Raw genomic sequence first — 23,649 nt, 5'->3', positions numbered from 1 at the left:
GGGATCGGGCGGCGGCGCGTCCGGGTACTTGAGCCCGGTTGCGGAGCGACTTTTCCCTGCGTGACAACGGAGCGTCAAGTGTGAGGCGGAGCAACCGGCGTCGAGGCGCGGGCGCCCGAATTCGGTCCTCTCGGACGCCGCCGGACCGACGGACTTGCCGGCGCCTGTGAGTGGCCGGGCGGCCCAGCGTCGCTGGACAAGCTCAGCACCGGCATGACACTTACCCGCAGTCGCCGAGCGGCCAGGACCTCGGGAGCCCGGCGACCCACTGGCGAGCATCCAAGAGGCCAATCTGTGGAATTTCTGATCTCCAACGTCGAAATACAGGATAGCGATGCACTAATCCGCGGGATGAACGCCGTCAGAATCAGCGATCCTCCCGAATTCGAGATCTTGGAGCAGAGGACTTTCCGGGCATACGTCAAGGGCGCATGCGCATCTGACGGCAACAAGGTGTTCTCTCTGGACGGCACCGCATTCTTCAAGGACAGGTTCGTCTCGAAGTTTCATGGAGTCGATGGCGGGCTTCTTCGCGAACTGAAGGAAACGGTGCGATCCGATCCCGAGGAACCCGTCGGAAGTTTTTGCCTCGTCTCGATAGATCGAGACAGAAGCGAATTCCTGGTCCAGTTCGACCCGCTCGGCGCCTATCCGTGTTTCGTCTGGCGCCAGGGCAGCGCCTTCGCCGTCTCCAACAATATCCACTACATCAACGCCATCGTCACGGTGGCGGGCGGAGAGCTGACCAGGACGGTCTTGCCGTACCTGGGCGATTTCGCGCTCGGCTCGGCCTACGACGTCGGAAGCCCGTACGAGGAAATCCACATTGTCGGGCCCGGCCAAACGCTCGGGGGCGGCACGAAGCTGGAGGTTCTCGACCGCGGTCTCGATCCCGCCGGCGCGGAAAATGACGTTTCCTACGACGACAGCCTGGCCCGGGCGGCCGATCGGCTCCGCAACCGCGTCGAGATCGTCGCCAGAACATTCGAGGAGCGCGACGTCTTCTTCGACCTCACCGGCGGCATGGACAGCAGGATCGTCCTGGCGGCCGTTGTGTCGCGGGTTCCGCGGCCGCGCTGGGACTACCGGACGCTGTTCGACCATCCTCATCCGGACGGCCACTGCGCGGCCCTATTCGGCGAGACGTACGGTCTGGGCCGGGTCCAGGGAATTCCATGGGATCATCGCCGGAACATGTCGGCGATCGAGAGGATGCGGTTCGAGACGTTCGTATCCATGGGAGTGGGACCCAAGTACGGATGGTCGATAACGCCCCCTTACGCCGACATAGCGCAACTGCACGGGGGCTACGGCGAAATCGCCGGGTCGTCGCCGGATGCAAAGCGCTTCCTCATTCAAGGCGAAGAGCCGACCTATCGGAGCCTGCCCGAGCAATACCTTACGAGACTGGGCCAGATGGGCCTGTTGCGGTTCTTCACCCCGTACGGGATCGAATGGTTGCGGGGCCTCCTCGGATCGCGCCTCGGCGAATTCGAGAAGGCCGGGGTGCGGCCGGCGGATGCGCCGTTGCACTACTACAATTTCGGGCGGCTGCGCTCGCATTTCGGGGTCAATTCGAGGCTGCAGTCGCAGAACCGGAATTATGTCGACCTGTTGTACGACGTGCAGTTGCAACACTGCGCGCTGAGGGTCGACCGCGTTGCGCGTGCCAAGGGCAAGGTCAATCTGGACCTGATCCGCCTCGTCGGCGGCGACGAAGTGGCCGGCCTGCCCATGGCTGCCGATCAGTGGGACGCCTCGCTGTTTGCGAGCGACGACCTGCGCATCGCGCTGCAAAAGCCGCCGATCACGGCGCAGACTCCCAGGATGTTCGACAACGCGCCCGAGAAGAGGCAGATCCCGCCGGCGAACGGGAGCCCTGTTTCGTTTCGCGCGCGGCCCGACCCCAGGCTCGCCGGATACGATGCAAGCCAGGTGGATATGGCGCTGCGCAACACATACCGGCGCTGGGCGTTCCTGGAGACCTACCTGCCGGAGACACGCGCGATGCCGGAGCTGAACAGGCGGCTCGACTGGGAGGCGATCGACGGGCTTCTCTCCCAGCCGCTCGAGACGCTGCAACGCTATCCCAACAACGTGCTCGTGCAGACACTCTGCGACTGCGTCATCTGGCACCAGGAGATGGAGCTTTCGGTCTTCGAGTGACGCGAACGACTGCGCCGGGGCTCATCCCCGCATTCGCAGTCCCTCCGGATCGAACAGCGGCTCGTGCTGGACGGTCACCGGGCGGCGCTCGCCGATGATCTCTATCTCGAACGCGCCGCCGCCGCCATTGGCCAGTTTCGCCGGCACGTAACCCTGCGCCAGCGAGGCATCGACATAGTGGGCATAGCCGCCTGATGTGACCCAACCCACCACCTCGCCATCGTGCCAGATCGGCTCGTCGCCGATCACGTCGGCATCGTCTGCGTCGACGACGAAGGTGACCCGCTTGAGCCTGGGCCCGTCGGCGTTCTCCCGCGACGCTGCTTCCAGACCGATGAAGTCGTTCTTCGACAGGTCGACGAAGCGGTCGAGGCCCGCTTCGAACGGACCGTAGATCGGCCGGAGTTCCCGATACCAGGTCGGAAAGTTCTTCTCGAGCCGCATCGACAGGAGGGCGCGCATGCCGAAGTTGACGATGCCGAACTCCTCGCCCGCCTCCATGATCTTCTGGTAGAGGCGCCGCTCGTACTCCGGCGACACCCAGATCTCGTAGCCGAGATCGCCGGTATAGGTGATGCGCCCGACCTTGGCGGGGACGGCGGCAAGGTCCATCTCGCGGAATGCCATGAACGGAAACGCCTTCGCGGAGACATCCTCGTCGGTCAGCCTTGCGAGCACGTCGCGCGCCTTCGGCCCGGCGATCGACAGGCCGACCAGCTTCATGCCAAGGGCCTCGATCCGCACCGACCCGTCGGCTGGCAGGTGCCGCTCGAACCAGCGCATGTGGTAGACCTGCGCCTGGCTGGAGCCGAACATGTAGAACCTGTCGTCGGCTACCTTGGCGATGGTGAAGTCGCCGATCAGCTTGCCGGCCTCGTTCAGCATCGGGGTGAGCACGATGCGGCCGGTCCGCGGCATCCTGTTGGTCATCAGCCGCGAAAGCCAGGCTTCGGCGCCCGGGCCGGTGATCTCGTACTTGGCGAAGTTGGCGATCTCGGTGACGCCGACGCGTTCCCGCACCGCCAGAACCTCGGCTTTCACGTGCGGGAAGTCGTTGGATCGGCGGAAAGAGACGATGTCCTTCGGCTCCACTCCTTCCGGGGCGAACCAGAGCGGCGTCTCGAGGCCCCACGAGTCGCCCATAACCGCGCCCTGCGCGACCATCCTGTCGTAGAGCGGGGTGGTCTGGATCGGTCGTGCGGCGGGCAGCTCCTCGTTCGGGAAGCGGATCGAGAAGCGGCGGGAATAGTTCTCCTTCACCTTGGCATTCGTATAGGCAAGCGTCGCCCAGCCGCCGAAGCGGGAGACATCCATCGCCCAGACGTCGAAACCGGGATCGCCGTCGACCATCCAGTTGGACAGCGCAAGACCGACACCGCCGCCCTGGCTGAAGCCGGCCATCACCGCGCAGGCGCACCAGAAGTTCCGCAGGCCCTGCACCGGGCCGACCAGCGGGTTGCCGTCCGGCGCGAAGGTGAAGGGCCCGTTGATGATCTGCTTGATGCCGGCCCGCTCGAAGGCGGGGAAATGCGAGAAGCCGACCTCCAGCGACGGGGCGATGCGGTCGAGATCCGGCACCAGCAGTTCCTGGCCGAAGCTCCAGGGAGCCTGGCGCGGCGACCAGGGACGGCAGGCCTTCTCGTAGGTGCCCATCAGCATGCCGCCGCGCTCCTGGCGGATGTAGATCTCGCCCTCGAAATCGATGGCGTGGACCACCTCCTTGCCGGTGGTCCGGTTGATCTCCGCAACCTCCGGCATGTCCTCGGTCAGCACGTACATGTGCTCCATCGCCAGTACCGGCAGCTCCAGGCCGACCATGCGACCGACTTCGCGGGCCCACAGGCCGCCGGCGTTGACCACGTGTTCGGCATGGATCGTCCCCTGCTCGGTGACGACCTGCCAGGTACCGTCCTCGTTCTGGACGAGCTCGGTCACCCGGTTGCGCAGCACGATCTCGGCGCCGCCGATCCGCGCCGACTTGGCGTAGGCGTGCGTGGTGCCGGACGGGTCCAGGTGGCCCTCGATCGGATCCCAGAGCGCGCCGACGAAGTGGCTTTCGTCGATCAGCGGCAGCAGTTCCTTCGCCTCGGCGGGCGTGATGATATCGAGGTCCATGCCGAGATAGCGGCCGCGCGCCTTGGCCATCTTCAGCCATTCCATCCGCTCGGCCGTGCCGGCGAGCTGAAGTCCGCCCGTCAGGTGCAGGCCGCAGGACTGGCCGGAGATCTCCTCGATCTCCTTGTACAGGCCGATCGTGTAGGCCTGCAGCTTGGCGACGTTGGGGTCGCCGTTCAGGGTGTGGAAGCCGCCGGCCGCGTGCCATGTTGAGCCCGAGGTGAGCTCCGAGCGTTCGATCAGCACGACGTCCTTCCAGCCCGCCTTGGTCAGGTGGTAGAGAACGCTGCATCCGACGACGCCGCCGCCGATCACGACGGCCTGTGCGTGGCTTTTCATCGGCTCTTGTTCCTTCTTGATTGCATTCGCGCTTGCTCTGGCCGTCGGGAATGACGACGGCGGCGGAAGACCGCTTCGCGCACCATCATACCTCGGGCACCAGGTCCATCGGGAAGCGGTCCAGCACCTCGATCCCGGTTTCGGTGATAAAGGCCTGGTTCTCCAGCTTCACGCCTTCGCTGCCGCCGACCGCACCGACATAGCTTTCGAAGCAGACGCACATGCCCGGCTCGAACACGCCGTCGTAGCCGCCCTTCTTCGTGTCCTGCGGGTAGGCGACGCTGGGGTATTCGTCGCACAGTCCGACGCCGTGGACGACGCAGCTGTAGCGGTTGGGCATGTAGTCGTCGGAGAGCCGATAGCTCTTCTCGGCGAACTCCCGGAAGCCCATGCCCGGCTTCAGCAGGTCCATGTTGAACGCGATCTGCTCCGTCGCCACCGCGTGCAGCACCGCCTGCGCGTTCGACGGCCGGTTCGAGCCGGCGACCCAGGCGCGGGAGATGTCGCAGCAGTATCCGTACGGGCCGATCAGGTCGGTATCGAAGGAAACGACGTCACCGGCCTCGATGACCCGGTCGGAGCATTCCTGGAACCACGGATTGGTGCGGGGGCCGCTGGCCAGCAGGCGGGTCTCGATCCATTCGCCGCCGCGGGCGATGTTCTCGCGGTGCAGGATCGACCAGAGCTGGTTCTCGGTCATGCCTGGTTCCAGCGACCGCCACATCGCCGTCATGCCGGCTTCGCAGGCGTGGATCGCGCGGCGCATCGCCCGGATTTCCTCCGGATGCTTGATCTTGCGCGCTTCCTCGACGAAGGACTGGCTCGAATGCGGTTCCAGGCCCTCGGCGACCAGGGCGGCGATGCCGAGCTGGTCGCACTTGTCGACGGCTAGTCGCCTGTTGCCACCACCGTGGGCGCGCATCAGGTCCGCCAGTTCGGTGGCCCACTGTGCGGCGCGCTCGCGCTCGTCTTCGCCCGCACCGAAATAGAACCAGGAGATGCCGGGCCGCGTCTCGGTGACGGTCGGGAAGTCCGCCGACAGATGTCCGCAGCCGTGGAAGTCGAACAGGACCGTCGGCCCCTCGGTCGCCACGAACAGGTAGCGCACCGCGTTGTGCAGGCACCAGACCTGCATGTTCGAGGTGTCCGTGGCATAGCGGATGTTGAGCGGGTCGTAGAGGAGGGCGCCGCCGAAATCCCGCTCGACGAGCTGCTGACGGATACGTGCCAGCCGGTACTGCCGCAGAACGTCCATTGCCGGGGCATCGAGGCCGGCCGCTTCCCACTCGGCAATGGCGGGGTTCCCCACCCGGCCCGGATCGAGAGTCTCCACCACGACTTCGGGCCGTCGGTGGGGATGGATCTTCGGCGTATGGACGTCCACCATCGGAGCGGTCCCTAGAAGTCCGTCGGCGCGCCGCCTTCGGCCTTTCGGCGCTCGACGAAATCGTCGAGCTCCTCGGCGATGGCGGGATCGAGCGGCGGCTGCTCGTACTGGGCGAGGGCCTCCTTCCAGAGCCGGTTCGCCTTCTGGTAGGCGGTGGGTGAGCCGGCCTCGCTCCAGGTCTCGAAATTACGCCAGTCGGAGATCAGCGGCGCATAGAAGGCGTCGCGATAGCGCTCCTGCGTATGCGCGGTGCCGAAGAAATGTCCCCCCGGACCGACGTCGCGGATCGCGTCGAGCGCCAGCGTGCTGTCGTCGACGACGAGCGGGTTGAGGAACTCGGCAACCATCTGCAGCAGATCGACATCGAGGATGAACTTCTCGAAGGAACAGGTCAGGCCGCCCTCCATCCAGCCGGCCGAATGCTTGATGAAATTGCCGCCGCCCATGATCGCGCCCCAAAGCGAGAAGACGGATTCGTAGGCGGCCTGTGCGTCTACCGTGTTGGCTGCGCAGGTGTTGGACGTGCGATAGGGCAGGTTGTATCGGCGTGCCAGCTGGCCGCCGACGATGGCGGCCTTCATGTATTCCGGCGTTCCGAAGGCCGGCGCTCCCGACTTCATGTCGACGTTCGAGGTGAATCCGCCGTAGACGACCGGCGCGCCGGGGCGCACGAGCTGCGTCAACGCGATTCCGGCAAGCGCCTCGGCATTCTGCTGAGCGAGCGCACCGGCGATCGTCACGGGCGCCATCGCGCCGGCCAGCGTGAACGGCGTCATCACGATCACCTGGTTGCGCCGCGACATTTCGATGATGCCCTGCATCATGGGGGTGTCGAGCCTCAGCGGCGACGAGGAGTTGATGATCGAGAGGACCGACGGTTCCCGCTCCAACTGGTCGTGGGAGACCCCGCGCGCGATGCGGGCGATCTCGATGCCGTCGCGGTTGCGTTCCTTCCCCAGCGAATAGACGTGGAAGATCTTGTCGGTGAGCGTCGCGAAATCGCGCAGGCACTCCAGATGGCGGATCGAGGCGTGCAGGTCGACCGGCTCGACCGGGTAGCCGCCGCTCAGGTGGATGATGTTGAAGACCTGGCCGAGCTTCACGAGATCCCGGAAATCCTGCTGATTGCCCGGTCTCCGGCCTCTGTCCATGTCGGAACAGTTGGGGGCGCTGGCCATCTGCGCAAAGGCCACAGAGTTGCCACCGAAATGGACGTTGTGAGCCGGATTGCGGGCGTGCATCGTGAATTCGGCGGGACAGGTCGCAATCGCTTCGGCGATCAGGCCGCGATCCATGCGCACGCGGTCCGAACCGGGATCCACCTCTGCGCCGGCCTTGCGGAAGATGTCCTTCACCTCCTCGTGCAGAACGTCGATCCCGATCTCTTCCAGGATCCGCATCGAGGCGTCGTGAATCGCCTCCAGCCCGTCGGCGCTGACCGCTTCGGTGAAGGAATATGGCCGTCGCGGCTGTCGGAACGGCTTCTGCGCGATCGCGTGGCCCTCGCGTGCGGAGCGGCCGGCGCGCCCGCCGCGGCCGCCGTCCCGGCGTGCCGTGGTGGTCTGGACCTGAAGGCCGGTTTCCGCGGCCGGTGCGGCACACATGTCAGCAAGCTCCCCGATGTCGCGAATAGTCCCGGATGCAGGTTGCATGACCCCTCGACAGGCGCGCGAACGCCAGCGGCAACCGCTTGCCGCAAAGATACGCTGCCGCGAAAATCCTGATTAGCCAAGCAGTTCCCGATGCGACTCGAACGTGAGGTCGCGGAACCGGCGAGACAGGTCGTAATTGAAGCATTTATTGTCTTCTCGGTATTGCGGAGTGTCCGGGGCTGCATGTTAGGGTGACGCAGCCTTGACTGAGGATCAGCCACGCTTGGCCCGGATTTCGAGTGGAGATGCACCCGCACAAGAAGCATTCACAGCGGGGGCACGGTCCATCGAGTCGCGGTCTTGCCGTAACGGGAGGTAGTTTGACGATGACGAAAAGTGACAAGCCTCGCATGCACCCGATGGTGCATGAGGCGAAGGATCTAATGGAAAAAGGCCGCATGGACCGGCGCGAGTTCGTCCGTCTCGCAGCGCTTCTGGGCGTCTCGGCAGGTGCGGCATATGCGATGGCTGGGGTCAAGCCCTCCTTCGCCCAGCAGGCGGACCTGCCGTTCCCGCAGGCCGACGACAATGCCAAGTCGGGCGGCACGCTGCGCGTCGCCATGCAGGTCCAGAAGATGGAAGATCCCGCCACCTATTCGTGGGTCGAGATGTCCAACCAGACCCGCCACATGCTCGAGCACCTGACCTTCACCACGCCCGACAACGTCACGCAGCCGATGCTGGCGGAGAGCTGGGAGGCTTCGGACGACCTGCGGACCTGGACGTTCAAGCTTCGCCCCGGCATCAAATGGCACAATGGCGACGACCTTACCGTCGACGACATCATCTTCAACATGACCCGGTGGATGGATCCGGAAGTCGGCTCCTCCAACATAGGCCTCTCCACCTTCGCCTCGATGGTCGAAGAGAAGGATGGCCAGAAGGTGATGATCCCCGGATCGCTGGAAAAGGTCGACGACCTCACGCTCCGGATGAATCTTTCCAAGCCCGTCCTGTCGGTGCCGGAAGACCTTTACAACTATCCCACCGCAATCGTGCATCGCAGCTTCAAGCCGCCGCTTTCCGACAACCCGATCGGCACCGGCGCCTACACGCTCACCAACCTCAAGGTCGGCGAGCGCTGCGAACTGAAGCGGGTCACCGAGACCACCGACGGCAAGCCGTTCGAGTACTGGGGCGGCGAGGTCTTCCTCGACGAGATCCACTACTACAATTTCGACGAAGACAACCAGCTGACCGCATTCGCGTCGGGAGACGTCGATGCGATCTACGAATTCGGCATCGAACAGTACGAACTTGCCGAAGCGGTCGAGGGCGAGATCATCGAGGCGCGGACCGCCCAGACGGTCTGTGCGCGCATGCGCGTCACCGAAAAGCCCTTCGACAACGAGAAGCTTCGCAAGGCCGTCGTCATGGCGTGCGACAATTCTGTGTACCGGGATCTGGTCTTCCAGGGTCGCGGCGATATCGGCGAGAACCACCACGTTTCGCCGATCCACCCCGAGTACTACGAATTGCCGGCACTGAAGCGCGACGTCGAGGGTGCGAAGAAGCTGCTTGCCGAAGCCGGATACCCCGACGGGATCGAGCTGACCATCGATTGCGGCAATACGGACGGCCCGTGGCACCAGACCGTCTGCGAAATCATGCGCGACCAGCTCAAGGACGCCGGCATCAGGCTGAACATCAACGTCATCCCGGCTTCGAAGTACTGGGAGATCTGGGACTCCACTCCCTTCGGGATTACCGCCTGGACCCATCGTCCGCTCGGCACCATGGTGCTGTCGCTCGGCTATCGCACCGGCGTGCCGTGGAACGAGACGGCTTTCGCCGATCCGGAGTTTGACGCCGCGCTCGATGACGCGGAGGCCACGCTCGACGTGGAAGCGCGCCGGCAGAAGATGGAGAAGGTCGAGAAGATCCTGCAGGACGCAGCCGTCATGGTGCAGCCGGTCTGGCGGCCGGTCTTCACGATTGCGGCGACCCGCGTCCACGGCTACCCGCCGCACCCCACCCAGTACCATCAGTTCAACAAGGTCTGGGTCGACAGCTGATCCTCAGCTTGCAGGCCGCGCACGTCCCCTGACGTGCGCGGCCGTACTGCCGTAATACCGCATGCCGTCCAGGGAATTGGTCCGGGCCACGGCGCAGCGGAATAAGGAGGGGACGGCAGACAATGGCGAAGCTATTACTCCGCCGCCTGGGTCAGATGGTTCTGATCATGGCGGTGGTTTCGCTGATCCTGTTCATCGTATTCGACAGCGACAAGTTCAAAAAACAGATCGCCGTCAACGAGCTGGGCGGATTCGGCGTCCAGGCGCTTACCGAACAGGAATACGAGAACTGGCTCACGTCCAAGGGGCTCAACGTCCCGTTCTATGTCCGCTACGTCGACTGGGTGGGTGACGTTCTTCGCGGCGACTTCGGCTTTTCCTTCGAGAAGAACACCGCGGTCGGACCGCTGCTGGCCGAACGCTTGGTTGCGACGGGCATCCTCGGCTTCTGGGTCTTCGCCCTGATGATTCCCATCGCCCTGACGACGGGGGTCGTGGCGGGGATGAAGGAGGGCTCCGTACAGGACCGAACCGTCTCCTTCATATCGGTGCTGACCACCTCGATTCCCGAGATCGCCACCGCGATCTTCCTGACGGTCGTCTTCGCGCTCGGCCTCGGCTGGTTGCCGACGAAATCGGCGATGACGCAAGGGTTCGACTGGACCCAGCTGGTGCTTCCCGTCGCCACGCTCGTACTCTACGACTTCGGCTATGTGGCGCGCATGACGCGGGCGTCGATGGCCGAGGTCATGATCTCGCAATACATCCGCACGGCGATCCTCAAGGGGATCCCGTATCGGCGCGTCATCATGCGCCACGCGTTGCGCAACGCCCTCATCGCGCCGTTCACGGTCATCGTGCTGCAACTCAACTGGCTGCTGTCAGGCGTTGTGGTGGTCGAGGTGTTCTTCCAGTACAACGGCTTTGGCCGGTTGTTGCTCGATGCGGCGCTGTTCGGCGACATCTACGTCATTCAGGCCGCAACGCTCGTGGCCGTCTTCATCGCCGTTTTCTCGCAGATCATTTCGGACGTCGGGTACACGCTGCTGAACCCGCGCATCCGGTTCAGCTGAGGGGGAGACCGGACATGAGCGCTGCTGCAGAAGCCCCGATCCCCACACCGTCCGTGCTTGCCCGCCTGTCGCGGCCGCGGCCGCTGGTGGTCCTGATCCTGCTGATGTGGGTGCCGCTGGTGACCTACGTGATGTTCGGTCACCTGATCGGGCCGTCCCGCGACATCCTCCTCGTGCCGGCAGTGCCGGCGACCCTCATCCTCTACGTGCTGGCGATGCGTGCGTGGTGGGAATCGAAGATCGCCGTCATCGGCGCCACGATGGTGTTCTTCTGGATGCTGATGGCGGTTTCGGCGCCCTATCTTCCGCTCATCGATCCCAACCAGCCGATCGCGCCGTTCACCCTGCCGTTCACGGAAAAGAACGGGATCTTCTTCTGGCTCGGCACCGACTTCAAAGGCCGCGACATGCTGTCCCGCGCGATCTGGGGCTGCCAGAGGGTGATCGTATGGGGTGTCACGGCGACGCTGGTCGCCTACGTGGTCGGTACGGCATTCGGGCTGATCGCCGGCTATCTCGGAGGCTGGTGGGACGAGATCATCTCGTTCCTGGCCAACGTCCTCCTGTCGTTCCCGGTGATGGTGCTGTTCATCCTGATCCTGAACTATCTCGGGCAGTCCGGTTTCAACATCGTCATCGCCGTCACCTTCGCGTCGGCGCCGGCCATCATGCGTATCGTTCGCGGGCTGGCGCTCGACATCAAGTCACGCGACTACGTCTACGCGGCCCAGACGCGCGGCGAGCACCCGATCTGGATCATGGTGATCGAACTGCTGCCGAACGTCCGTGGGCCGATCATCGTCGATGCCTGCCTCCGGCTCGGCTATACGACCGTCGCGATCACCACCCTGACGTTCCTCGGCCTCGGCCTGCAGCCCCCCGATCCCGATTGGGGCCTCATGATCAAGGAGGCCGCGAACACCGCGATGATCTTCAAGTTCTCCTACATGCTGATCATCCCGGCCCTGTCCGTGTCGTCGCTGATCCTTGGCTTCAATCTGATGGCGGACGGACTGCGCGAGATGAGTCTGCGGGATTGAGGGGAACTGGGAAGATGGCCGAACAGACACCCGTACTGGAATGCCGCAACCTGTCGATCTCCTATTTCACCCGTGCCGGTGAAATACCCGCGGTCGTCGACTTCAACCTGAAACTGATGCCCGGCGAGGCGCACGGCATCGTCGGGGAATCCGGGTGCGGGAAGTCTACGGTGGCACTCGCGATCATGCAGTATCTCGGCCAGAACGGCCGGATCGTCGGCGGCGAGCTGCTGTTCAACGGTCGCGACATGCGCACGATGAGCGAGAGCGAACTGCGCAGCCTTCGCGGTTCGAAGATCGCCATGGTCTACCAGGAGCCGATGGCGTCGCTCAATCCGGCCATGAAGATCGGCGAGCAGCTTGCCGAGGTGCCGATCTATCACGACGGCGCCTCGAGCAAGGAGGCGCTGAGGCGCGCCGCGGAAATGCTCGGCAACGTCAACCTGCCCGAACCCGCCCGGATCATGGACTCCTATCCGCACCAGATCTCCGGCGGCCAGCAGCAGCGTGTCGTCATCGCCATGGCGCTGCTGTCGAACCCGTCGCTGCTGCTGCTCGACGAGCCGACGACCGCGCTGGACGTGACGGTCGAGGCCGGCATCGTGGATCTCATCAAGGAGATCTCGGCGAAGTTCGGCACGTCGATGATCTACATCTCGCACAATCTGGGCCTGATCCTGGAAACCTGCGACCGCATCACCGTGATGTATTCGGGCGAGGCGGTGGAGGTCGGCGACATCGAGACCGTCTTCAACAACATGCGCCATCCCTATACGCGCGGTCTTTTCGCCTCGATTCCGCTACCGGGAGCCGACAAGAACACTCATCCGCTGGTCGCCATTCCCGGCCAGTTGCCGCTGCCGCATCAGCGCCCGACCGGCTGCTATTTCGGTCCGCGCTGCCAGTTCTTCCAAGGCGGGCGCTGCGATCTCGGCCTAATACCGATGGAGAAGGTCGACACCGGCGCGGAGCATTTCGTGCGCTGCGTGCGCTGGGACGAGATCGACTGGGAAGCCACCAAGCCCAAGGCCGACGAACGGCCGCCCGTCGAGCCCGGCGACGTGGTCCTCCGGGTCGAGGACATGACCAAGCACTACGAAATCGAGGACGCGGCATTTTTCGCGTTTGGCGGCGGTGAAACGAAGACGGTGAAGGCGAACGAGGAGCTGACGTTCCAGGCCAGGGAGGCCGAGACGGTGGCGATCGTGGGCGAATCCGGTTGCGGAAAGTCGACCTTCGCCAAGGTCCTGATGGGACTGGAGGGGGCGACCGAAGGGGAGGTCATTCTCGGCAACCTCGACCTCGCCAACCTGCCGGTCGAAAGACGCGATGCCAAGACCATCGCGAAACTGCAGATGATCTTCCAGAACCCGTTCGACACGCTCAATCCGAGCCACTCGATCGGGGGCCAGATCGCCCGCGTCATCAGGAAGTTCGGGGTGGAGACCGACAAGAAGAAGATCCAGGACCGGGTGTTCGAACTGCTCGATATCGTCAAGCTGCCGCGCGACTTCGCCAAACGCCGGCCGCGCCAGCTCTCCGGGGGACAGAAGCAGCGTGTCGGCATCGCCCGGGCATTCGCGGGAAACCCGGAGGTCGTCATCGCCGACGAGCCGGTCTCCGCGCTCGACGTGTCGGTGCAGGCGGCCGTCACCGAGCTTCTGATGGACATCCAGCGCGACCATCGCACGACGCTGCTGTTCATCAGCCACGATCTGTCGGTGGTGCGCTACCTCGCCGACCGGATCGTGGTGATGTATCTCGGGCAGATCATGGAGCAGGGCACGACGGAGCAGATATTCGCGCCGCCCTACCATCCATACACCGAGGCGCTGCTGTCTGCCGTTCCGATCGCCGACACGCATGTCGAGAAGCGCAAGGTCGTGCTGACCGGCGAGATCCCCTCGGCCTCCAATCCGCCGAAAGGGTGTCCGTTCTCGACCCGCTGTCCATACGTGATCAAGGGGCTGTGCGAGACGCGCCTGCCGCCCAACCGCAGGATGGCGGACGGTCACTACATATTCTGCCATCTCGACGAGCAGACGCTCAACGACATGGAACCGGTGATCAAGGTGGCGGAGAAGGGGGAACCGGAGCCGGCCTGAGGGGCGCCCGCGGGCGCTCCGTCGCATTTTCCGCTACATCCTGTCGCGATCCTGTCCCGGAAATGGTGGCTGAGCTGCTTATCCTGCCGGCAATCGCGAACGCCGGGACCGGCCCACACGGTTCCGGCACGCTGCTGGCCGCGCAAACCACCCGTGCTCGTACAGCGGCGTCTCCGTCCTCTAGACCAAGGCCGCCCAGATGACAGGATTCGTACTGTCGCGAACGCCGTCCATTGCCGTCGGACCGGGGCGGTGCGGGCATGTCGGCGCCGACGTGACCGGTCTCGTCGGCGAGGGGGCCAGCATCCTGCTGGTCGCCGATCCGGGTCTTGCAGCGTCGGGAATCACCAGCCGCGCCCTGCAGGCATTGGCTGGCGCCGGCCACCGCGTGACGGTCTTCGACGGCTTCACGGCCGATCCCCAGGAAGCGCATGTGACCGCCGGCGCGGCACTGGCCGGGGATACAGGCGTGCAGGTCGTCGTCGGGCTCGGCGGCGGGTCGGCCCTCGACGCCGCCAAGATGATCGCCGTCGCGGCCGTCGCCGACCGGACGGTCGAAACGTATCGGCTGGCCGCAGCCCCCCTTCCTGCCCGCAGCGTCCGTTCTATCTGCATTCCCACGACGGCGGGCACGGGCTCGGAGGCGACCGCGGTTTCGGTCCTGACCGGGCCGGACAAGACGAAGTACTGGTTCTGGGGGGATCCACTGAAGCCGGATCTCGTCATCCTCGATCCAGAATTGACGGTGGGCCTCCCGGCGGTCCTGACCGCGGCGACCGGCCTGGACGCGCTGGTCCACGCCATCGAGGCGGCGACCAACAGGAGCGCAAATCCCGCAAACGATCTCCATGCCAGGACCTCCATCGATTTGGCCGTGCGGTATCTGCCGCGCGCAGTCGTCAATCCCGGCGACATCGAAGCGCGGACGAACATGCTGATGGCTGCGACGATGGCAGGTGTGGCGATCGACAATGCCGGGACCGCCCTTGCCCACAATATCGGCCACGCGCTCGGCAGTCTTATGCCGGTCCATCACGGCCGCGCGGTGGCGCTGGCAATGGAGGCGACGCTGCCCTGGGTCATCGAAGGAAACCGGGAGGCGTTCACGCGCGTCGCGGAGGCATTCGGCCTCGGTCCTGCGCCCGAGAAACTGCCAGACGCCTTCTCCGCCTTGCTCGACCGGGTCGGCTTCGACCGAAGCCTGCCGCAGCCGCTCGATGTGCAGGTTCTGGCTGCTCGAATGGCCGCGCCGGAAAACGCCGCCATGCTGAACGCGACTGCGAGGCCGGCGACTGCCGACGACATCCAGGCGCTCGCCGGGGCCGTGCTTCGCCGGGCCGGCCAGATCCCCGCAGCCGCATGAAGATCACCCGAATCGACATAACGCAGCACCGGCTGCCACTCGACCCGCCGTTTCGAGCCAGCTGGGACACGCGTTCGCGCACCTCGTTCGATGCGACGGTCGTGCGCGTCACCACCGACGAGGGCCTGACGGGCATCGGGTCCGGGGACCTGATGCTTGGCTTCGACGGCCATGAGCATCTGTTCGTCGGCGAGGATCCGCTCCGGCTAGAACGCCATTTCCGCGTCCTCGACAACATCTCGTTCCACTACGGCCGCTGCTGGCCGCTCGACCTGGCGCTCTGGGATCTGGCCGGCAAGATCGCCGGCCTGCCGGTCTGGAAGCTGCTCGGCGGCCGCGGCGACCGGGTTCCCACCTATGCATCGTCGGGGATGTTGCGCGATCCTCGGCAACTGGCCGAACTCGCGGAAGAGTTCACCGGGCGCGGATTCAAGGCCATGAAGATCCGTTTTCATCGGGACGACTGGCGCGACGACATCGGGGCGCTTGAAGCAGTCCGCGACAGGGTCGGCGACCGGCTGATGCTGATGGTCGACTGCAACCAGGGCTGGCGCATGCCCTGGGACACGGCGCCGCCGTGGAAACTGAAGGATGCGATCGAGGTCGCCCGCGAGCTGGAGCGCCTGTCCATCTTCTGGATGGAAGAGCCGCTGCATCGCGGCGATCGCGAGGGGATGCGCAGGTTGCGCGACAGCGTCGATGTCCGCATCGCTGCAGGCGAGATGACGCGCGAGCTCTACGAGTTCCGGGACCTGATCACCGAAGGCGCCGTCGACGTCGTCCAGCCCGACGCCGCGCTCGTCGGCGGCATCACCGGCCTGCGCCGGATCGCCGTCCTGGCGGAGGAGCACGGCATCGTCTTCACCCCGCATACCTGGACCAACGGGCTCGGTCTCGTGGCGAACGCCCATCTGACGGCGGGCGTCGGTTGCGCCCCGTTCATCGAGTTCCCGTTCGATCCGCCGCAATGGTCGCTGGAGCGGCGCGATTTCCTGCTGGCGGCGCCGGTCGACGTGAATGCGGAAGGGGAACTGGTCCTGCCGGACCGCCCGGGATTTGGCGTGGCACTGGACGAAGCGCGGCTGGAGGCGACGCGGATTGGATAGCGCGGCGCGGACCGGCACGTATCATGGATGTCGGGAAAAAGCCCGGAATGACATCTGATTTGCTGGACGGTGGGAGGGACTGAGACGTGAAGACCTGCGATGCAGTGATCATCGGCGCCGGCGTGATCGGCGCGGCGGTGGGACTGGAGATGGCGCGCAAGGGCCTGAAGACCCTCAATGTCGACATGGCGCCGGCCGCCGGTTACGGCTCGACGGCGGGCTCATGCGCGATCATCCGCACGCACTATTCCACCCTCGAGGGCTCCGCCTTCGCCTACGAAGGGTTCTACTACTGGAAGAACTGGTCCGACTATCTCGGCTGCGACGACGAGCGCGGGCTGGCCGAATTCCGCCAGACCGGCTGTGTCGTCATGAAGACCGCGGCGAACGACTTCCTGTCGAACGTCAAGTCGCACATGGACGCGCTGGGAATTCCGTACGAGGATCTCGACGCATCCGCCGTCCGGGGGAAGCTGCCCTACTTCGACACCCGGCTCTACTATCCGCCGAAGCGTCCGGACGACGAGGGCTTCGGAGAGCCGACCGGAGAGGAACTGCCCGGCGGCGTCTATTTCCCGTATGCGGGCTACATCACGGACCCGCAGCTTTCCGCCCATAACCTGCAGCGCGCCGCCGAGGCCGCAGGCGGCGAGTTCCTTTTCAGGAAACGCGTGGTCGAGATCGACAAGGACGAAGGTGGCCGCGTAGCCGGGGTGACGCTCGACGACGGGACGAAGATCTCCACTCGGGTCGTCGTGAACGTCGCCGGCCCCCATTCCTACAAGGTCAACGAACTCGCCGGCGCGACGGACGACATGAAGATCAGGACGCGCGCACTGAAGCAGGAGGTGGTGCACGTGCCGATGCCGGTCGCCGACTACGACGAGATCGGCATGGTGACGTCGGATTCCGATATCGCGTGCTACACCCGCCCGGAAAAGGGCGGTTTCGTCCTGATAGGCTCCGAGGATCCGCCCTGCGATCCGCGCGAATGGGTCGATCCCGACGACTGGGACCGGAACTTCTCGGAGCAATGGCGGGTCCAGGCGCTGCGCGCGGCCCAACGCATCAGGAACCTGGGCATCCCGAGCCAGATGAAGGGCGTCACCGAGCTCTACGACGTCACGGACGACTGGATACCGATCTATGACAAATCCTGCGTTCCGGGCTTCTACATGGCCTGCGGCTCGAGCGGCAATCAGTTCAAGAACGCCGGCGTTGCGGGCGCCATGATGGCCGACCTGATCGAGAAGGTCGAAGCCGGCCACGACCACGACGCCGATCCGGTCCAGTTCTCGCTCAAGCATATCGGCCGGACGACCAATATCGGCTTCTATTCCCGTCTCAGGACCATAAATCCGGAATCGAGCTTTTCCGTACTGGGCTGAACCGGCGCCGCGCGCGAAGGGAGTTCCCACCAGGACCGAACAGGTTGCGCGGGCCTATCGGGCAATCCACGCCTCGACGAGGTCGGCGGCGACCTCCGTGCCGCCCTCGGTTCGGATCTCCTCGCCGAGCCTTGCGGCACGCTCGTCCATTTTCCGGTCTTTGGTCTGTCTCAGCGCCACGGCGAGGCTATCTGGCGTCAGTTTCTTCAGCGGGATCGGCTGCGGTCCAACGCCCAGTTTGGCGACGCGGCGGCCCCAGAACGGCTGGTCGACGCCTACGGGGCAGACCACCGTAGGCCGGCCCCAGCGCAGACCCTCGTGTGTGGTTCCCGCGCCGCCGTGGTGGACGACGGCCGCGCAACGGGGAAACAGCCAGGAGTGCGGGGCGGTCTCAATGATGTGCACCGTGTCGGGTGTGCTGGTGGACTCGAGCGAGCCCCAGTTGGTGGCAAGGAGCCCGCGCATTCCGGCGCGCTGCAGCGCTTCGACCACGATTCCGGTCAGCCGGGACGAGTCGGCGCTCGGCATCGAGCCGAATCCGACATAGACGGGCGGCGGACCGCTGCCCAGAAACCGTTCCAGACCGGCGGGAGAGGCCCAGGAGGCTTTCGCGGCTTCGAACCAGTAGCCCGTGACCTTGTCGCGCCTATCCCAGTCCTCGGGGCGCGGCACGATGTGACGGCTGAAGGCGTGCAGGCGCAAAGGTGGTCGTCCCGCCGGATCGTAGCCATCGAACGGCTGCAGCAACCCGTCCGTGTCACCGTACCGGTGGCGGTGCCATCGCCTGAGCAGCGGGGTGTAGGACAGGTCGATCAGCGATCCGATCAGCCGGTGGCTGAGACGGTTGCCGATGGCGCCGAGGCTCGCCGCAGGGATCAGCGGAAAGGGAAATGCCGACGTCGCGACCATGCCGGGGAGGAGGAAAGACGCGACCGCCGGCACTCCGAGCTTCGCCGCGACGGTCGGCGCGACGCCCATCTTCTGGTGAAACACCAGGACGTCGGCATCCGTCTCGACGATCCGGTCGCAGGTCTCGTCAATCTGCCGCAGCGTCTCGGCCTTCATGGCCCGGAAGGCCCGGACCTTGCCGGAGAGGCTATCGAGCGCCTCGCGCACCACGGGTTCGCCGAGCATCGAGCGTACGTCCATCGAAATCGGAGCGGAAACAAGGCCCGAGTCCTCGATCAGCTCGTCGAAGCCCCGGCCCGTGGTCACGGTCACTTTGTGGCCGCGCGCCAGCAGTGTGGCGCCGAGCGCGACATAGGGCTGGACGTCGCCGCGTGAACCGAGCGTGAGCAGGTGAACGTGCACGCGGAGAACCTATCAGATTCCGACGCGGGTTCCGTGAACGATCATCGATGGTTGCGCGCGGGCGAGGGCGTAGTATGACTGCGGCGATTCTTCAGGCCGTTCCATCGAAAGCCGCCATGTCCGAAGCGTCCATACGCCCGCGTCCTTCCATTGCGGCGATCGGAGCCGGTATCGTTGCCGCCGTGGTCGGCTTCGGCAGTTCGTTTCCCGTCATCGTCCAGGCCCTGAAGGAGGTCGGGGCGAGCAGCGGCGAGGTCGCCTCCGGGCTGATGGCGCTTTCGCTCCTGATGGGGGTGTCGGCGATCATCCTCAGCGTGCGCACGCGGGTGCCGATCTCGATCGCGTGGTCGACCCCCGGCGCCGCGCTGCTGATCTCCACGGGTATGGTCGACGGCGGATTTCCGGCCGCCGTCGGCGCCTTCCTGCTAACCGGAGTCCTGATCATCGTGGCGGCCGTGGTGCGGCCGTTTCGCGAGATCGTCTCGTCGATACCCACGTCGCTCGCCAACGCCATGCTGGCGGGCATCGTCATGCAGCTTTGCCTCGCCCCGGTCGAGGCGATCGGCGTGGTGCCGCAATACGTCCTGCCAGTGATCGCGATCTGGGTGGTGATGCTGCGGTTTGCGCGGCTCTATGCGATGCCGGCTGCCGTCGCCGCGACGACGGCCATCATCGTTGCGACCACGGACCTGCCGGTTGCGTCGCCAGGCGAACTTCTGCCGCACCCGGTGTTCGTCATGCCGGTGTTCACCTGGGGTGCGGTCGTCTCGATCGCCATCCCGCTGTTCATCGTGACGATGGCGTCGCAGAACATCCCCGGCATCGCCGTGCTGCAGGCCTACGGCTACAAGCCTCACGTCCGCGAGACGTTCCTGACGACCGGCATCGGCACCGTGCTGGGCGCGCCGTTCGGCGGCCATGCGATCAACTACGCGGCGATCACGGCCGCCATATGCGCCGGTCCCGACGCCGATCCCGATCCGCACCGACGCTGGCTCGCAGCGCTTGCCTCGGGGATCTTCTATGTCTTCTTCGGCTTCGCCGCGACGTTTGCGACGGTCCTGATCGCGGCATCGCCGCCACTGTTGATCCAGGCGGTCGCGGGCCTTGCCCTGATGGGCGTGCTGGCAAGCTCGCTGCTCGGCGCGATGCAGGCTGCCGGCGACCGCGATGCCGCCGTCGTCACCTTCGTCGTGGCGGCGTCGGGCCTGAGCTTCTATGGGATCGGTGCGGCGTTCTGGGGGCTGATCGCGGGCGCCGCGATCCTGCTTCTGTCGCGTTGGCGCCGGGGCGCCGGCACCTCGTGAGCGCAGCACCGGCGTTTCGGGTGGGCGGGGCGGAGGAGCGCCTTATGTTGGCACCGACAGACCTTCCAGGATGACGACAGCAAGATGCCGCGACCCGATCCGAAACCCGTCGACAGCCTGACGCCGAAGAGGGCCCGCCGCATCGCGCTGGCCGCGCAGGGCTTCGCCGACCGCAGGCCGACCGCCGAGATCGCCGCGCGCCACATCGACAGGGTCTTCGACCGGGTCGGCCTCGTGCAGATCGACTCCGTCAACGTGCTGACGAGGTCGCACTACCTGCCGTTTTTCGCCAGGCTCGGCCCCTACCGTCGCGACCTGCTCGACCGCCAGGCCTACCGGCGCAAACGCTACTTCGAGTATTGGGGGCACGAGGCGTCCCTGATACCGATCCGGCTGCAGCCGGCGATGCGCTGGCGCATGGAGCGGGCGCGCAAGGGCGAGGGGATCTACAAGGGCCTGGCCCGGTTCGGGCGCGAACGCCGGGACTTCATCGAGGCCGCCCTGAAGGAGATAGAGGCGCACGGCCCGATGGGCGCGTCGGAGCTTTCGGGAAGCGGCAAGGGCGAGGGAGGCTGGTGGGGCTGGAGCGACGGCAAGGTCGCGATGGAGTGGCTGTTCTGGGCCGGCCTGGTGACGACGGCGACCCGCCGCAACTTCGAGCGCCTGTACGACCTGACCGAACGCGTGCTGCCGCCGGAGATCGTCGCCATGCCGACACCCGACGAGCACGAGGCGCACCGGACGCTGCTGCGCGTGGCAGCCGGTTCGCTCGGCATCGCCACCGAGCGCGACCTGCGAGACTACTTTCGCCTGCCGGCGTCCGGAACGGCGGACAGGATCGCGGAACTGGTCGAGGCGGGTGATCTGCTGCCCGTCGAGGTGAAGGGCTGGAAACAGCCGGCCTATCTTGCGCCCGATGCCCGCACGCCCAGAAAGGTGGAAGCCTGCGCACTCATGTCGCCTTTCGATTCACTCGTCTGGGAACGCGACCGGGCGGAACGGCTGTTCGGTTTCCGCTACAGGCTGGAAATCTACACCCCGGCGGAGAAGCGGGTGCACGGCTACTACGTGCTGCCGTTCCTGCTGGACCACGAACTGGCCGGCCGCGTCTGCCTGAAAGCTGACCGTGCTGCCGGTGTGCTTCGCGTCAACACCGCGCACGCCGAGGATGGGGTGGATCCCGATCGCGTTGCGGGCGCACTTGCCGGCGAACTGCAGCTGATGGCGCGGTGGCTCGAACTCGACGGCATCCGGGTGGACAAGACCGGCGATCTTGCCCCGGCTCTGGCCGCCGCCGTCGGGTGAGCCTCCCGCGGCGGCCTGCCGCGGCGAACGCCAGGTCACAGCCAGCTTCCATGCCGCGGACACGGTGAAGCCGCAACGGCTCGCCATGGACACTGCAGACACGCCGGTCACCGGCGTCGCACGAAGGTGTGAACCGCTGCGAGCGCTTTGTTGCCTGTGTGTTCGGGCTCGAATGCCTATGTTCTGCCCAACACAGGAGGATCTCCATGCTCACCAGACGCCAGTTCGCCGGTGTGTCCCTGGGGGCGGTCGTGTCGCTGGGCGCACTCTCCAGTCTGACCGGTGTCCGTACCGCCAACGCCGCGTTTCCCTATTCGAAGACCGATGCCGAGTGGCGGAAGCTGCTGACGCCGGCGCAGTATCGCGTACTGCGCGAGGAAGGCACCGAGCGCGCCGGTTCGAGCCCGCTGGACCACGAAAAGCGCGCAGGCACGTTCCATTGCGCCGGCTGCGACCAGGCTTTGTTCGCCTCGAAGACCAAGTACGACAGCGGCACCGGTTGGCCGAGCTTCTACGCGCCTTTGCCAGGTGCGGTGGGTACCAAGCCCGATCCCGGGATATTCGGAACCCGCACGGAGGTTCACTGCAGCAACTGTGGCGGTCATCTGGGCCATGTCTTCGACGACGGACCCGCACCGACCGGCAAGCGCTACTGCATGAACGGCATTGCGATGACGTTCCAGGCGGCCTGATCGCCGAACATTCCGCCAGGCGGCGGACCGAAGAGGACCCGACATGATCAAACGCCGCACACTCGTGAAGAGCCTGCTCGCTGCCGCGATCCTGAGCGTCACGGTGCCGGTCGGCTACGTGCCGGCCGCCAGGGCTGCCGAGGCGACCGCGGTGTTCGCGGGTGGATGCTTCTGGTGCATGGAGGCGCCCTTCGACAAGATCCCCGGGGTGATCTCCACCACGTCCGGATATGCCGGCGGCAGGGTCGCCAATCCAACCTACCGGCAGGTTTCGGCCGGCGGCACCGGGCATCTCGAGGTCGTGAAGGTGGTCTACGACCCGAACCGGGTCTCCTACGAGAAGCTGCTCGATACCTTCTGGCACAATGTCGACCCGTTCGACGGCGGCGGCCAGTTCTGTGATCGGGGCAGCCAGTACCTCAGCGCGATCTTCGCCTCCGGAGACCAGAAGAGGGCCGCGCAGGCGTCCAAGGAGGCGCTCGAGCAGAAGTTCGGCCGCAGCATCGCGACACAAGTGCGCGGCGCGGCGACTTTCTACCCGGCCGAGGACTATCATCAGAACTACTATCGGACGAATGCCGTGAAGTACCGCTTCTACCGGAGCCGCTGTGGACGCGATGCCCGGCTCAAGGCGGTTTGGGGCTAGCCGGATCCACCAGCGGTCCAGTCGCAGTTCAACGCCACTGACGGACCGTCGTGGCGGCGCATTTTCGTCGCCATTCTGTCCGCCGCATCGAGACAACGAGGTGCCTCCACCCGAGATCTGCCCTATATGGGGCGGGTATGAGGACGCCCGGAGTTCTGGAGGAAACGATGACACGACCAGTCGCGGCAAACCTGGTTGCCCTGGTGGCATTCGCGCTGCTTGCCTTTCCGGTCACCGCATTTGCTGCGGACGGACAGCACAAGTTGGCGCTCCAGATCAGCGACGAGGATCCGCAGAAGATGACGGCGGTCCTGAACGTCGCCGCCAACGTGTCGCGCTACTACTCGGAAATCGGCGAGGAAGTGCAGATCAAGATCGTCGCCTTCAATGCCGGCCTCACCATGCTGCGCGAGGACATTTCCCCGGTCCGCGATCGGCTCACCAGCTTCGAGCAGAGCATGCCGAATGTCGAGTTCCTGGCCTGCGACAACACAATCCAGGCGATCGCGCGAAAGGACGGCAAGGCGCCTCCGATCGTCGAGATGGCCGAAATCGTAACCGCCGGCGTCGTGACGCTGATCGAACTGGACGAGGCCGGCTGGACGATCGTCCGGCCGTAGCGAACGCCGTCGGCGAAGG

The 23,649-nt window shown here is 65.4% G+C and carries 17 protein-coding genes; 13 read left to right on the top strand and 4 right to left on the bottom strand.

The window, feature by feature from the left end:
- Positions 1-393: 393 nt before the first annotated feature.
- Entirely contained in the window at positions 394-2,166 is a 1,773-nt protein-coding gene (locus tag V3328_RS16330) for a hypothetical protein (RefSeq protein WP_340330751.1), read from the top strand.
- Positions 2,167-2,187: 21 nt separating this feature from the next.
- Here V3328_RS16330 and V3328_RS16325 read toward each other — a convergent pair whose 3' ends face one another.
- The 3 genes from V3328_RS16325 to V3328_RS16315 all read right to left on the bottom strand — a co-directional run bounded on the left by V3328_RS16325 (position 2,188) and on the right by V3328_RS16315 (position 7,611).
- On the bottom strand, positions 2,188-4,620 hold the full coding sequence (locus V3328_RS16325; protein ID WP_340330750.1) for a GcvT family protein: 2,433 nt from the start codon (positions 4,618-4,620) through the stop codon (positions 2,188-2,190).
- 85 nt (positions 4,621-4,705) lie between these two features.
- The gene (locus tag V3328_RS16320; RefSeq protein WP_340330749.1) at positions 4,706-6,007 is read right to left on the bottom strand and encodes a M24 family metallopeptidase; all 1,302 of its coding nucleotides are present in this window, start codon (positions 6,005-6,007) and stop codon (positions 4,706-4,708) included.
- A gap of 11 nt (positions 6,008-6,018) precedes the next feature.
- Positions 6,019-7,611 carry a trimethylamine methyltransferase family protein gene (locus V3328_RS16315; RefSeq protein WP_340330748.1) on the bottom strand — a complete coding sequence of 531 codons (1,593 nt, stop codon included), beginning with the start codon at positions 7,609-7,611 and terminating at the stop codon, positions 6,019-6,021.
- 374 nt (positions 7,612-7,985) lie between these two features.
- On the opposite strand from V3328_RS16315, the gene V3328_RS16310 reads away from it, so the two are divergent.
- From V3328_RS16310 to V3328_RS16280, 7 genes are all read left to right on the top strand, one after another.
- Positions 7,986-9,674 (top strand): ABC transporter substrate-binding protein, encoded by a 1,689-nt coding sequence (locus V3328_RS16310; RefSeq protein ID WP_340330747.1) that lies wholly within the window; start codon positions 7,986-7,988, stop codon positions 9,672-9,674.
- A gap of 122 nt (positions 9,675-9,796) precedes the next feature.
- On the top strand, positions 9,797-10,747 hold the full coding sequence (locus tag V3328_RS16305) for an ABC transporter permease (RefSeq protein ID WP_340330746.1): 951 nt from the start codon (positions 9,797-9,799) through the stop codon (positions 10,745-10,747).
- A 14-nt stretch (positions 10,748-10,761) separates the two neighbouring features.
- Complete coding sequence (locus V3328_RS16300; protein ID WP_340330745.1) at positions 10,762-11,787, top strand: ABC transporter permease; 1,026 nt, start codon at positions 10,762-10,764, stop codon at positions 11,785-11,787.
- A gap of 14 nt (positions 11,788-11,801) precedes the next feature.
- Positions 11,802-13,892, top strand: a complete 2,091-nt coding sequence (locus tag V3328_RS16295) for a dipeptide ABC transporter ATP-binding protein (protein WP_340330744.1) — start codon at positions 11,802-11,804, stop codon at positions 13,890-13,892.
- 199 nt (positions 13,893-14,091) lie between these two features.
- Complete coding sequence (locus V3328_RS16290) at positions 14,092-15,255, top strand: iron-containing alcohol dehydrogenase (RefSeq protein WP_340330743.1); 1,164 nt, start codon at positions 14,092-14,094, stop codon at positions 15,253-15,255.
- On the top strand, positions 15,252-16,361 hold the full coding sequence (locus V3328_RS16285; RefSeq protein WP_340330742.1) for a mandelate racemase/muconate lactonizing enzyme family protein: 1,110 nt from the start codon (positions 15,252-15,254) through the stop codon (positions 16,359-16,361). Before V3328_RS16290 ends, V3328_RS16285 begins: the two co-directional genes overlap by 4 nt.
- An 86-nt stretch (positions 16,362-16,447) precedes the next feature.
- Positions 16,448-17,749 carry an NAD(P)/FAD-dependent oxidoreductase gene (locus V3328_RS16280; RefSeq protein WP_340330741.1) on the top strand — a complete coding sequence of 434 codons (1,302 nt, stop codon included), beginning with the start codon at positions 16,448-16,450 and terminating at the stop codon, positions 17,747-17,749.
- Positions 17,750-17,803: 54 nt separating this feature from the next.
- On the opposite strand, the gene V3328_RS16275 is transcribed toward V3328_RS16280, so the two are convergent.
- Positions 17,804-19,060, bottom strand: coding sequence for a glycosyltransferase (locus V3328_RS16275; RefSeq protein WP_340330740.1), 1,257 nt, complete (start codon positions 19,058-19,060; stop codon positions 17,804-17,806).
- Positions 19,061-19,134: 74 nt separating this feature from the next.
- Here V3328_RS16275 and V3328_RS16270 point away from each other — a divergent pair, with 74 nt between their 5' ends.
- The 5 genes from V3328_RS16270 (at position 19,135) to V3328_RS16250 (ending at position 23,630) form a co-directional block, all read left to right on the top strand.
- Positions 19,135-20,367, top strand: coding sequence for a benzoate/H(+) symporter BenE family transporter (locus tag V3328_RS16270; RefSeq protein ID WP_378759056.1), 1,233 nt, complete (start codon positions 19,135-19,137; stop codon positions 20,365-20,367).
- Between the two features lie 84 nt (positions 20,368-20,451).
- Positions 20,452-21,672, top strand: coding sequence for a winged helix-turn-helix domain-containing protein (locus tag V3328_RS16265; protein WP_340330738.1), 1,221 nt, complete (start codon positions 20,452-20,454; stop codon positions 21,670-21,672).
- 206 nt (positions 21,673-21,878) lie between these two features.
- Positions 21,879-22,364, top strand: coding sequence for a peptide-methionine (R)-S-oxide reductase MsrB (msrB, locus tag V3328_RS16260; protein WP_340330737.1), 486 nt, complete (start codon positions 21,879-21,881; stop codon positions 22,362-22,364).
- A 43-nt stretch (positions 22,365-22,407) separates the two neighbouring features.
- Entirely contained in the window at positions 22,408-23,010 is a 603-nt protein-coding gene (gene msrA, locus V3328_RS16255; RefSeq protein WP_340330736.1) for a peptide-methionine (S)-S-oxide reductase MsrA, read from the top strand.
- Positions 23,011-23,177: 167 nt separating this feature from the next.
- Entirely contained in the window at positions 23,178-23,630 is a 453-nt protein-coding gene (locus V3328_RS16250; RefSeq protein WP_340330735.1) for a DsrE family protein, read from the top strand.
- The last annotated feature ends 19 nt before the right edge of the window (positions 23,631-23,649 follow it).

Origin of the sequence: Microbaculum marinum (assembly GCF_037855135.1) — a bacterium.
Classification (GTDB): domain Bacteria; phylum Pseudomonadota; class Alphaproteobacteria; order Rhizobiales; family Tepidamorphaceae; genus Microbaculum; species Microbaculum marinum.
The sequence above is the reverse complement of the archived record's forward strand: the minus strand, read 5'-3'. Positions and strand labels throughout refer to the sequence as shown.

What these genes read in the sequence shown, in the direction of transcription:
- V3328_RS16265 (WP_340330738.1), top strand. Translation starts at nt 20,452, where the DNA reads ATGCCGCGACCCGATCCGAAACCCGTCGACAGCCTGACGCCGAAGAGG.
- msrA (WP_340330736.1), top strand. Translation starts at nt 22,408, where the DNA reads ATGATCAAACGCCGCACACTCGTGAAGAGCCTGCTCGCTGCCGCGATC.
- V3328_RS16300 (WP_340330745.1), top strand. Translation starts at nt 10,762, where the DNA reads ATGAGCGCTGCTGCAGAAGCCCCGATCCCCACACCGTCCGTGCTTGCC.
- msrB (WP_340330737.1), top strand. Translation starts at nt 21,879, where the DNA reads ATGCTCACCAGACGCCAGTTCGCCGGTGTGTCCCTGGGGGCGGTCGTG.
- V3328_RS16250 (WP_340330735.1), top strand. Translation starts at nt 23,178, where the DNA reads ATGACACGACCAGTCGCGGCAAACCTGGTTGCCCTGGTGGCATTCGCG.
- V3328_RS16285 (WP_340330742.1), top strand. Translation starts at nt 15,252, where the DNA reads ATGAAGATCACCCGAATCGACATAACGCAGCACCGGCTGCCACTCGAC.
- V3328_RS16325 (WP_340330750.1), bottom strand. Translation starts at nt 4,620, where the DNA reads ATGAAAAGCCACGCACAGGCCGTCGTGATCGGCGGCGGCGTCGTCGGA.
- V3328_RS16305 (WP_340330746.1), top strand. Translation starts at nt 9,797, where the DNA reads ATGGCGAAGCTATTACTCCGCCGCCTGGGTCAGATGGTTCTGATCATG.
- V3328_RS16290 (WP_340330743.1), top strand. Translation starts at nt 14,092, where the DNA reads ATGACAGGATTCGTACTGTCGCGAACGCCGTCCATTGCCGTCGGACCG.
- V3328_RS16310 (WP_340330747.1), top strand. Translation starts at nt 7,986, where the DNA reads ATGACGAAAAGTGACAAGCCTCGCATGCACCCGATGGTGCATGAGGCG.
- V3328_RS16315 (WP_340330748.1), bottom strand. Translation starts at nt 7,611, where the DNA reads ATGTGTGCCGCACCGGCCGCGGAAACCGGCCTTCAGGTCCAGACCACC.
- V3328_RS16320 (WP_340330749.1), bottom strand. Translation starts at nt 6,007, where the DNA reads ATGGTGGACGTCCATACGCCGAAGATCCATCCCCACCGACGGCCCGAA.
- V3328_RS16270 (WP_378759056.1), top strand. Translation starts at nt 19,135, where the DNA reads ATGACTGCGGCGATTCTTCAGGCCGTTCCATCGAAAGCCGCCATGTCC.
- V3328_RS16295 (WP_340330744.1), top strand. Translation starts at nt 11,802, where the DNA reads ATGGCCGAACAGACACCCGTACTGGAATGCCGCAACCTGTCGATCTCC.